The organism is Actinomadura sp. RB99, assembly GCF_014706005.1.
In the GTDB taxonomy this organism is placed as follows: Bacteria; Actinomycetota; Actinomycetes; order Streptosporangiales; family Streptosporangiaceae; genus Spirillospora.
In genome coordinates this window covers 1-10,957 of record NZ_JABMCA010000141.1, presented here as the reverse complement: position 1 = coordinate 10,957, position 10,957 = coordinate 1, and the positions used below count along the sequence as shown (strand labels likewise).

The 10,957-nt window shown below is 74.7% G+C and carries 10 protein-coding genes; 6 read left to right on the top strand and 4 right to left on the bottom strand.

Annotation, left to right across the window (positions count from 1 at the left end; genetic code table 11):
* From amrb99_RS48660 to amrb99_RS48650, 3 genes are all read right to left on the bottom strand, one after another.
* Window positions 1–383, bottom strand: a 383-nt coding sequence (locus amrb99_RS48660; protein ID WP_347257196.1) for a biotin/lipoyl-containing protein, incomplete at its 3' end; no start/stop codon positions are given.
* Window positions 384–424: 41 nt separating this feature from the next.
* Window positions 425–1,819, bottom strand: coding sequence for a dihydrolipoyl dehydrogenase (gene lpdA, locus amrb99_RS48655; RefSeq protein WP_190868906.1), 1,395 nt, complete (start codon window positions 1,817–1,819; stop codon window positions 425–427).
* A gap of 148 nt (window positions 1,820–1,967) precedes the next feature.
* Complete coding sequence (locus amrb99_RS48650) at window positions 1,968–3,446, bottom strand: leucyl aminopeptidase (protein ID WP_347257195.1); 1,479 nt, start codon at window positions 3,444–3,446, stop codon at window positions 1,968–1,970.
* 379 nt (window positions 3,447–3,825) lie between these two features.
* Here amrb99_RS48650 and amrb99_RS48645 point away from each other — a divergent pair, with 379 nt between their 5' ends.
* The 6 genes from amrb99_RS48645 (at window position 3,826) to amrb99_RS48620 (ending at window position 10,735) form a co-directional block, all read left to right on the top strand.
* Window positions 3,826–4,626, top strand: coding sequence for a GntR family transcriptional regulator (locus tag amrb99_RS48645; RefSeq protein WP_347257194.1), 801 nt, complete (start codon window positions 3,826–3,828; stop codon window positions 4,624–4,626).
* An 86-nt stretch (window positions 4,627–4,712) separates the two neighbouring features.
* Window positions 4,713–4,940, top strand: a complete 228-nt coding sequence (locus tag amrb99_RS48640; RefSeq protein WP_151593689.1) for a 4Fe-4S dicluster domain-containing protein — start codon at window positions 4,713–4,715, stop codon at window positions 4,938–4,940.
* An 11-nt stretch (window positions 4,941–4,951) separates the two neighbouring features.
* On the top strand, window positions 4,952–6,427 hold the full coding sequence (locus amrb99_RS48635; RefSeq protein ID WP_241756659.1) for an ABC transporter substrate-binding protein: 1,476 nt from the start codon (window positions 4,952–4,954) through the stop codon (window positions 6,425–6,427).
* Entirely contained in the window at window positions 6,424–7,200 is a 777-nt protein-coding gene (locus amrb99_RS48630) for an ABC transporter permease subunit (protein WP_190868903.1), read from the top strand. The genes amrb99_RS48635 and amrb99_RS48630 overlap by 4 nt, the downstream gene beginning before the upstream one ends.
* Window positions 7,197–8,042, top strand: a complete 846-nt coding sequence (locus tag amrb99_RS48625) for an ABC transporter ATP-binding protein (protein WP_190868902.1) — start codon at window positions 7,197–7,199, stop codon at window positions 8,040–8,042. The genes amrb99_RS48630 and amrb99_RS48625 overlap by 4 nt, the downstream gene beginning before the upstream one ends.
* Complete coding sequence (locus tag amrb99_RS48620) at window positions 8,042–10,735, top strand: fumarate reductase/succinate dehydrogenase flavoprotein subunit (RefSeq protein ID WP_190868901.1); 2,694 nt, start codon at window positions 8,042–8,044, stop codon at window positions 10,733–10,735. Before amrb99_RS48625 ends, amrb99_RS48620 begins: the two co-directional genes overlap by 1 nt.
* A 24-nt stretch (window positions 10,736–10,759) precedes the next feature.
* Here the strand turns inward: amrb99_RS48620 and amrb99_RS48615 are convergent.
* Window positions 10,760–10,957 (bottom strand): adenosylcobinamide-GDP ribazoletransferase (locus tag amrb99_RS48615; RefSeq protein ID WP_190868900.1); only part of this gene is annotated, 198 nt, incomplete at its 5' end.

Below are 10,957 nucleotides of genomic sequence, written 5' to 3'. Positions count from 1 at the left end.
GCGGGCGGCGGCCACGCGGCGGGCGGCGGCGCCTGCTGCTGGGGAGCCTCCTGCGGCTCCGGCCGCGCCGGAGCCTGCTCCTGCGCGGGGGCCTCCTGCGCGGCGGGCGCCTGCTCCTGGGCGGGGGCGCCGGACGGGGCGTCGCCCTCGTCCCCGATGACGGCCAGTTCGGCGCCGACCTCGACGGTCTCGTCCTCGGCGACGGTGATGCTGGTCAGGATGCCCGAGGCGGGCGAGGGGATCTCGGTGTCGACCTTGTCGGTCGACACTTCGAGAAGCGGCTCGTCGGTCTCGACGCGCTCACCCTCCTTCTTCAGCCAGCGGGTGACGGTGCCCTCGGTGACGCTCTCGCCGAGCTGGGGCATAGTGACGGAGACCGGCATGGCTCTCAGCGACTCCTTAGAGAAATACTGTGCGCGGTTGTTCAGCCGTGCACGTGCAACGGCTTGCCGGCGAGCGCGAGATGCGCCTCGCCGACCGCCTCGGACTGGGTCGGGTGGGGGTGGATCAGCTGGGCGACCTCGCTCGGGAGGGCCTCCCAGTTGTAGATGAGCTGGCCCTCGGCGATCAGCTCGCCGACGCGCGCGCCGACCATGTGCAGGCCGAGGACCGGCCCGTCCACGGCCGCGATCACCTTGACCTCGCCCTGCGTGCCCAGGATCTTGCTCTTGGGGTTGCCGGCCAGGTCGTAGGTGACCTCGTTGATCTCGTACCCGCGCTCGCGGGCCACCGCGGAGGTGATGCCCACCGAGGCGACCTCGGGATCGGAGTAGGTGATGCGCGGCACCCCGTCATAGTCGATCGGCGCGGGGGTGAGCCCGCCGAGCCGCTCGGCGACGAGGATGCCCTCGGCGAAGCCGACGTGGGCCAGCTGCGGCGTGGCGACCAGGTCGCCGACGGCCGAGATGGTGGGGACGCTGGTGCGGCAGTACTCGTCGACCTTGACGTAGCCGCGCTCCAGCTCGACGCCGACCTCCGCGAGGCCGATGCCGTCGGAGACCGGCCCGCGGCCGACCGCCACGAGCAGCAGCTCCGCGTCGACGACCTTGCCGCCCTCCAGCGTGACGGAGATGCCGCCCTGGGTGACCTTGGCGCTCTCGAACCGGGTGCCGAGCTCGAACTTGATGCCGCGCTTGCGGAACGCCCGCTCGAGCCGCTTGGAGCTGGACTCCTCCTCCAGCGGCAGCAGGTGGGGGAGGGCCTCGACGATGGTGACGTCGGCGCCGAACGAGCGCCACACGCTGGCGAACTCGACGCCGATGACGCCGCCGCCGAGGATGATCACGGAGCCGGGCACGTGCTCCAGCCGCAGCGCGTGGTCGCTGGAGATGACGCGCTCGCCGTCGATCTCCAGGCCGGGCAGCGACTTCGGCGCCGACCCGGTGCCGAGCACGATGTGCTGGCCCTCCAGCGCGCGGGTCTCGCCGGCGGGCGTGCGGACCTCGACGGTCGTCGGGCCGGTCAGCCGGCCCTCGCCGTGCACGACCTCGATGCCGCGCGACTTGATCAGCCCGGTCAGGCCCTTGACGGTCGTGGAGACGACCCGGTCCTTGTAGGCGTTCACGCCGGCGACGTCGATGCCCTCGAACACCGCGTTGACGCCGAACTTCGCGGCCTCGCGGGTCTGGTCCGCCACCTCGGCCGCGTGCAGCAGCGCCTTGGTGGGGATGCAGCCCCGGTTGAGGCACGTCCCGCCGAGCGACTCGTCGCGCTCGACGAGCGCGACGGACCTGCCGAGTTCGGCGGCGCGCAGCGCGCACGCGTAGCCGCCGCTGCCGGCACCCAGGACCACGATGTCGTAGGGGCCGTTATTCGCCACTGGACGCTCCCTTTCCCGGAGACGGCGCCGCGCGGGCCGCGGCGCTCTCGGGCGGGACGGCCTTGCAACGGCCCCCACCGCCACGAGAAATCTATTGTGTCCTGCTCCGGACGCCGCCGGGCGGCCCCCGGGGAATCCCCGCCGGGCGCTACAGGATCCCGGCCGCGAGGTCCTCGGCGATCTGCACGAGGGTGCGGGTCGCCGCCCCGGTGCCGCCCTTCGGGGTGTAGCCGTAGGGCTCGCCCTGCTGGAACGAGGGGCCGGCGATGTCGAGGTGCGCCCACTTCACGCCGTCCGGCACGAACTCCTTCAGGAAGACGCCGGCGACCAGCATCCCGCCCCAGCGGTCGCCGCTGATGTTCGCCAGGTCGGCCACCGCCGAGTCGAGCCCCTTGCGCAGCTCGGCCGGCAGCGGCATGCCCCAGGACGCCTCCCCGGCGCGCTCGGCCGCCGCCACCACCTTCTCACGGACGTCGTCGTCGTTGGCCATGACCCCGGCGGTGCGGCTGCCGAGCGCGACCAGCTGCGCGCCGGTCAGCGTCGCCACGTCCACGATCAGGTCGGGGGCGTCCTCGCCGGAGCGGACCAGCGCGTCGGCGAGCACGAGGCGGCCCTCGGCGTCGGTGTTGAGGACCTCGACGGTCTTGCCGCCGTAGATGCGCAGCACGTCGGACGGGCGCTGGGCGCTGCCGCTCGGCATGTTCTCGGCGATGGCCAGGTAGCCGACGACGTTGACCTTCGGGGCCAGCTCGGCGATGGCGGCCATCGCGCCGAGGACGGCGCCGGCGCCGCCCATGTCGGACTTCATCCAGTCCATCGAGCCGGTCGGCTTGAGGGACAGGCCGCCGGAGTCGAACGTGATGCCCTTGCCGACCAGCGCGAGCGTCTTGGACGCCTCGGGGTGGGAGTAGGCGAGCCGGACGAGGCGCGGCGGGTTCACCGAGCCCTGCCCGACGCCGGTGATGCCGCCGTAGCCGCCGTCGACGAGCGCCTTCTCGTCGAGGACCTCGATGCCGAGGCCGCTCTCGCGGGCGACCCGCTCGGCCTCGTTGGCGAGGTCCTCGGGGGTGAGGTCGGACGGCGGGGTGTTGACCAGGTCGCGGACCAGGTTGACGGCGTCGGCCAGCACGCGGGCGCGCTCCACGGCCACGTCGGTGGCGGCGGGGGCGGCGAGCCGGATCTCGGCGACGGGGCTCTTGTGGCCGTCGCCGGTCCGGTAGGAGTCGAAGGAGTAGGCGCCGAGCAGCGCGCCCAGCGCGACCGCCTCGGCCTCGGCGGCGGACGGGGCGGGCAGCGCGACCGCGACCTTCCCGGAGCCGGCCAGCGCGCGGACGGCGGCGCCGGCGGCGCGGCGCAGGTCCTCGGCGGAGGGGTCCTCGCCGAGCCCGGCGGCGACGATCACCGGGGCGGTGACGGCGCCCAGCGTGGGCAGCTTGGTGATCTCGCCGGGCTTGCCGGTGGCGCCGAGGGCGCCGAGCGCCGCGGCGAGCCTCCCGTCCATGGCGCGGTCGAGGTCCCCGGCGCCGGCGGCGGGCGCGGCCCCCGCGTCCGCCGGGACGGCTCCGATCACGATGGCGTCGACGTCGAGGCCGGCCAGGTCTGCGCTGTCAAGTCCGATGCTCGTCACGTAGTCCGATGTTAGTCCTCCCGGTGACCGGTTTCGCCCTTTTGGATCAAGCATTGCCGGGCCCGGAACCTCGCCGCTGCCTGCCGGGATCGCCGTGCGGGCGCGGACGCGGGCGCGCGGCGCCGGAAGATCACCCGGCCTCCGGGCGGGGCCGGGCGCCGGGCCGCCCGGCCGGCGGGGTCGGCGCGGGGTCGGTGCGGGGTCGGCGCGGGGCGCGGTGCGGAGGCGGCCCGGGAGGGTGCGCGAAGGCGGCGCGGCAGGTGGCGGGACGGCGGAGGCCGGGCGCGTCCGCGCAGGTCACGCGGGTGCCGTGGATTTTCGGGGTGGCGCAACGGCTCCCCTATTCACCTATTCCCATCGTTTTAGTAGGTTTATGGCCGTGACCAGGAGAGACGACACCCGCTCGGCGACCGCGCCGGCCCCGGGGACGGCGGCCGCCCCGGCCCCGCCGGCCGCCGCCGAACCGCGCCGGACGCGCGCGGACCGGGCCCGCCAGGTCGCGGACGTCCTGCGCCGCCAGGTGCTCTACGGCGACCTGCGCAGCGGCGCGCTGCCCGCCGAGGCCGAGCTCGTCCGCGAGTTCGGCGCGTCCCGCAACACCGTCCGGGAGGCCCTGGCGCTGCTGCGCGCCGAGGGCCTCATCGAGCGCTGCCCCGGCGTCGGCACGCACGCGGTCGCCGAGAAGTACCCGCACGGGCTGGAGCGGCTCCTCGGCCTCGCCGAGACGCTGCGCGAGCACGGCGAGGTCGCCAACGAGGTCCGGACGACCGGCCTGCTCACCCCGTCCCGCGAGGTGTCCTCCCGGCTGCGGCTGCCCGCCGGGGAGCAGGTCGTCTACATCGAGCGGATCCGGCGGCTGAACGGGCTGCCGCTCTCCCTCGACCTCACCTACATCCCGCGCGACCTCGGCGAGCCGCTGCTGGCCGAGGACCTGGTCCGCAACGACATCTTCGTCCTGCTCGAACGCATCGCCGGCCGGCCGCTCGGCCGGGCCGAGGTGACGCTGGAGGCGGTCAACGCCGACCCGCACTCCGCCGCCACCCTGGACGCCCCGCGCGGTGCCGCCCTGCTGATGCTCGAACGCCTCACCCACCTGTCGGACGGGCGCCCCGTGGACCTGGAGTTCATCCGCTTCCGCGGCGACCGGATCACGATGAGCGGCTCCATGAGCCGCGCCTAGCCCCGCCCTTCCTTCCCGGCCGTCCGGCCGAAGCCGCGCAGCGCCGCGCGGCGGGTCCCGCATGCCCGCACACCACTGGAGAACCCATGTCCCTCGTGGAGAACCGCGCCGACGTCCCCGTGACGGTGGACGAGGCGCTCTGCATCGACGGCTGCACGCTGTGCATCGACGTCTGCCCGCTGGACGCCCTCGCGGTCCACCCGGAGACCGGCAAGGCGTACATGCACGTGGACGAGTGCTGGTACTGCGGGCCGTGCGCCGACCGCTGCCCGACCGGGGCCGTGACCATCGACATGCCGTACCTGCTGCGCTGAGGACCCGACCGATGAACGCGACGCAAGCGAAGAACGCGATGCGACCGAAGAACGCTATGAAGGGGACCCTGGCGGCGGGCGCCGCCCTCCTCCCGCTCCTGGCCGGCTGCACCGTGGCCGGGAACGCCGCGGACGGCGGCGGGTCGGGGCAGATCGTCGTGGGGTACCAGTCCAAGACCATCAACACCGTCACCGCCGGGACGCTGCTGCGCTCGCTCGGCTACTTCGAGAAGCGGCTGAAGGCGCTCGGGAAGCAGGACGGCACGAAGTACTCGGTGGTGTGGCGCGACTACGACACCGGCGCGCCCATCACCGCGCAGATGCTCGCCGGGAAGATCGACATCGGCTCGATGGGCGACTACCCGCTGCTGATCAACGGGTCGCGGGCGCAGGCGCAGGGCGGCGACGCGAAGACCTCCTGGGTGTCGGTGACCGGCTACAACATGCGCGGCTCGCTGAACGGCGTCGTCGTCGCCCCCGACTCGAAGGCGAGGACGCTGCGCGACCTCAGGGGGAAGACGGTCTCGACGAGCGTCGGCTCGGCCGGCCACGGCACGTTCGTCCAGGCGGCCCGCAAGTACGGGCTGGATCCCGCCAAGGACGTCAAGGTCGAGAACCAGCAGCCCACGGTCGGCGCCTCGGCGTTGCAGGCGGGCAGCGCGGCGGCGTTCGCGCAGTTCGTCGCGTGGCCCGGGCTGCTGGTCGACAAGGGGCAGGCGCGGCTGCTGTACGACGGCGGCCAGCTCGACGTTCCGACGTTCCACGGCGTGGTGGTGCGCGACCAGTTCGCCAAGAAGAACGGCAAGGTGCTGGACGCGTTCCTGCGCGCGCAGATCGACGCGACCGACTACCTGCACGCGCACCCGCTGGCGGCGGCCGAGTCGGTGGCGTCCACCACCGGGCTGCCCGCCGAGACCGTCTACCTCTACAACGGCGCGGGCGGCGTCGCCACGTTCGACCCGACCATCAAGCAGGGGCTGAAGGACGCGTTCGTGCACGACGTCCCGTTCTTGAAGTCCATCGGGGTCATCCAGACGCCGCTCGAAGTCGGGCCCTTCATCAACGACACCTACATCAGGAAGGCGTACGGGGCGTCCTACGACCACGACGCCGCGTCCACCGCCAACCCCGCCGCCATCACCGGGACCGACGAGGTGTGCAAGACCCAGGTGGACGACCCGAAGACCGCCGGCGAGGTGTGGGTGCAGGGCGAGGAGAGGACGCGCCCGGTGGCCGACCCGGTCTGCCTGCTGAAGAACGTGCGCGCGCTCCAGAGCCAGGGCAAGCGGCTCAGGGCCGCCTACATCCCGGACGCCACGACCGGCACCCGCTGGTTCGCCGACAAGGACGTCTGGGTCGAGGACCCGTCGGCCAAGGCGGGGGAGAGGTTCAAGCCGTTCGCCACGGACGAGGGCGCGCGGAAGTACATCGCCGCGCACTCCGGCGCCGAGGTCGTCACCTACGGCGAGGCGGTGAAGAGCGCGTGAGCGGCCTCCTGCGCTGGCCCGTCCGCGCCGCGTCCCTCCTGGCCGCGCTCGCGGTGTGGCAGCTCCTGACCGCGGCGAACGTCCGGCTGTGGGTCCGGTTCGACCGGTTCCCCGGCCCGGCCGACGTCCTGCGGGAGTTCGGCCGGCAGGTCGAGCACGCCCAGTACTGGCAGGACGTCGCGCAGAGCCTCGTCCGCATCCTCACCGGGTTCGCGCTCGCCGCCGTCCTCGGCGTCGCCGCGGGCGTCGCCACCGCCCGGTCCCGGTGGGCGGGCGACCTGCTGCAGCCGCTGTTCGAGGTGGCCCGGCCGATCCCGGCGATCGCGCTGGTACCGGTCGCGATCCTGCTGTTCCCCGCGAACGAGCAGGGCATCGTGTTCATCACCTTCGCCGCCGCGTTCTTCCCCGTCCTCGTCGGCACCCGGCACGCGGTGAAGGCCCTCCCGCTCGTGTGGGAGGACGCCGTCCGCACGCTCGGCGGCAGCCGCGTCCGCGTGCTGTCCGGGGTCGTGCTGCCGGGGATCCTGCCCGGCGTGTTCGGCGGCCTGTCCATCGGGATGGGCGTCGCGTGGATCTGCGTGATCTCCGCCGAGATGATCTCCGGCGACTTCGGCGTCGGCTACCGGACCTGGCAGGCGTACACGATCGTCGACTACCCCGGCGTGCTCGTCGGGATGGCCACCATCGGGCTGCTCGGCTACCTCACCTCCGCCGCGGTGGAGCTGACCGGCCGCCGGCTGACCCGCTGGCTGCCGAGGGAGGGGCGCTCATGACGGGCGAAGCGGACCGGGGCGCGCGGGGACCCGCGTCCCCGCGCGGCGCCGGCGGCGCGATCGAGCTGCGGGCCGAGGGCGTGACGCTCGCCTACGGCGGCCGTCCCGTCGTGACCGGCCTCGACCTCACCGCCGAGGCCGGCGAGATCCTCGCCGTGCTCGGGCCGTCCGGCTGCGGGAAGTCGACGCTGCTGCGCGCGTTCGCCGGGCTGCTGCCCGCCGCGTCCGGGCGCGTCCTCGCCGGCGGCGAGCCCGTCACCGGGCCGTCCGCCGACCGGGCGCTGATGTTCCAGGACGACGCGCTGCTGCCGTGGCGGACCGCGCGCCGCAACGTCGAGCTGGCGCTGTCGCTGCGCGGCGTGCGGCGGGCCGCGCGGCGCGCGGCGGCGGACCGCTGGCTGGCCCGGGTCGGCCTCGGCGACGCCGCCGGGCGGCTGCCGCGCGAGCTGTCCGGCGGGATGCGCCAGCGCGTCCAGCTCGCCCGGACGCTCGCCGCCGGGCCCCGCGCGATCCTCATGGACGAGCCGTTCGGCGCGCTCGACGCGCAGACCCGCGCGAGCATGCAGCGGCTGCTCCTCGACGTGATCGCCGACGCGCCCGCGACCGTCGTGTTCGTCACCCACGACGTGGACGAGGCGCTGCTGATCGGCCACCGGATCGCCGTGCTCGGCGCGGGCGGCGTCACCGCGCGGTTCCCGGCGCGCGCGCCCCGCGAGGAGGTCCTCGCGGCGCTGGGCGCGCGTCCCTGCGCACAGGAGACCGGCGCACAGGGGACCGGCACGCGGGAGGCCGACGCACTGGAGATCGGCGCGCGGGAGACCGAGACGAAGGAGACCGTGTGATGGAGATCCCCGCCGCGACCGAGCGGCGCGAGCTGGCCGCCGACGTGCTGGTGATCGGCGGCGGCACCGCCGGGACGATGGCCGCGATCACCGCGGCCGAGCACGGCGCGTCCGTGCTGCTGCTGGAGAAGGCGCACGTCCGGCACTCCGGGGCGCTCGCCATGGGCATGGACGGCGTGAACAACGCGGTCATCCCGGGCAAGGCGACGCCGGAGGACTACGTCGCCGAGATCACCCGCGCCAACGACGGCATCGTGAACCAGCGGACCGTCCACCAGACCGCCACGCGCGGGTTCGCGATGGTGAAGCGGCTCGAGAAGTACGGCGTGAAGTTCGAGAAGGACGAGCACGGCGAGTACGCGGTGCGCCGCGTCCACCGCTCCGGCTCCTACGTGCTGCCGATGCCGGAGGGCAAGGACGTCAAGAAGGTGCTCTACCGGGTGCTGCGGCAGCGCTCCATCCGGGAGAAGGTGACGATCGAGAACCGCGTGATGCCGGTGCGGGTCCTGACGTCGGGCGGGCGCGCCGTCGGCGCGGTGGGGTTCGACACCCGCAGCGGCGGGTTCGTCACCGTGTCGGCCGGTGCGGTGATCCTGGCGACCGGCGCGTGCGGGCGGCTCGGCCTGCCCGCGTCCGGCTACCTGTACGGGACGTACGAGAACCCGACCAACGCGGGCGACGGCTACGCGATGGCCTACCACGCGGGCGCCGAGCTGAGCGGCATCGAGTGCTTCCAGATCAACCCGCTGATCAAGGACTACAACGGGCCCGCCTGCGCGTACGTCGCCAACCCCTTCGGCGGGTACCAGGTCAACGCCGAGGGCACCCGGTTCGTCGACTGCGACTACTGGTCCGGGCAGATGATGTCCGAGGTCAAACGGGAGATCGACTCCGCGCGCGGGCCGATCTACCTCAAGCTCACGCACCTGCCGGACGAGACGCTGACCGCGCTCGAAGGCATCCTGCACACGACCGAGCGGCCGACGCGCGGCACGTTCCACGCGGGCCGCGGCCACGACTACCGCACGCACGACGTGGAGATGCACATCTCCGAGATCGGGCTGTGCGGCGGGCACTCGGCGTCCGGCGTCTGGGTGGACGAGAACGCCCGCACCACCGTCCCCGGCCTGTACGCGGCGGGCGACCTGGCGTGCGTGCCGCACAACTACATGATCGGCGCGTTCGTGTTCGGCGACCTCGCGGGCGCGCACGCGTCCGCGCACCTGCCCGCCGACCTTGGCGGGCCGGACGCGCTGCCCGAGGACCAGATCCGTGCCGCGCACGAGCTGATCTACCGCCCGCTGCGCAACCCCGACGGCCCGCCGCAGCCGCAGGTCGAGTACAAGCTGCGCCGGTTCGTCAACGACTACGTCGCGCCGCCGAAGACGCGGACCAGGCTGGACATCGCCGTCGAGACGTTCGCGCGGATGGAGACCGAGATCGCCGCGATGGGCGCGCGGACCCCGCACGAGCTGATGCGCTGCGCCGAGGTGACCTTCATCCGCGACTGCGCCGAGATGGCCGCCCGGTCGTCCCTCACCCGCACCGAGAGCCGCTGGGGCCTCTACCACGACCGCGCCGACCTGCCCGAGCGCGACGACGCGGAGTGGATGTTCCACCTCAACCTGCGGCGCCGCGACGACGGCGCGATGGAGTTCGTCAAGCGGCCGGTCGCCCCGTACCTCGTGCCCGTCGAGGAGTTCACCGTCCCGGAGGGCGCCGCGCCGCAGGTCCTCGGCGCGGCGTCCGCCGGGCGGGTCGCGGTCGCGGCCCGCCCGGCCGAGGGGGCCCGTCAGGCGGCCGCGGTCGGGCGGTCCCCGCGGCTCCTGGAACTGCAGCGGCTCGCCGAGACCGAACCGGACGTCGGCGCCGTCGCCGCCTACCTGTCCGACCCCGACCCGAAGGTGCGGCGCGCCGCCGTCGCCACCCTCACCGAGGTCGCCCCGGACGGCGTCGCCGGGGCCCTCGCCACCGCGCTCGGCGACGCGCACGGCTCCGTCCGGCACGCCGCCGCGACGGCGCTGCGCGAGCTCGTCGAGGTGCTGCCCGCCACCGGCGAGGTCCGGGACGCGCTGAGCGGCGCCCTGGACGTCCCGGACGCGCAGGTGCGGGCCGCGGTCCTGGACGTCCTGCGCGCGCTGCGGCTCGGCGGCGCGGACGTGTTCGCCGCCGCGCTCGGCGACCCCGACCACCGCGTCCGGCTGCAGGCCGTCCGCGGGCTGGTCGCGCACGACGCGGCGGACGGGGTGGCGCGCGCGGCGGGCGACGTGTCCCGGGAGGTGCGGATCGCCGTCGCGCACGGGCTCGGCACGATCGGCGCACCGGCGTCCGCCGCCGTCCTCGGCCGCCTCGTCGGCGACGCCGACGACCTCGTGCGCGCCGCCGCCTTCGAGGCCCTCGCGGCCGTCGGATGCCCGCCGCCGCTGGACGCGGCCGCGGCCGCGGCGCTGCACGACCCGGCGTGGCAGGTCCGTGCAGGCGCCGCGCGGGGCCTCGCGGGGGCCGGCCCGGGTGCCGCGTCCGTGCCGCTGATCAAGGCGCTGGACGACCCGCACCTCGACGTCCGCAAGGCCGCCGTGATCGCGCTGTCGGCCCAGCCGCGCACGGCCGAGACCACCGAGGCGCTGAGGGCCGCCCGGTCCGACCCGGACGCCGACGTGCGCGCCTACGCCCGCCGGGCCCTCACCTCCTGACCCGCCGGGGCGCCTCCTGCCCCGTCAGGGGAGCGCCGCCAGGGCCAGCAGCGCGGCGGTCGTGGCGATCTCCACCAGCGCGCCGAGGACGTCGCCGGTGACGCCGCCGAGCCGCCGGACGGCGTGCCGGAGCATCAGCAGCGCGGCGGCCAGGCCGATCACGACCGCCGCGAGCCCGTGCAGGGCGCCGCCGGGGCCGCCGGACGCCGCTCCGGCGGCCCC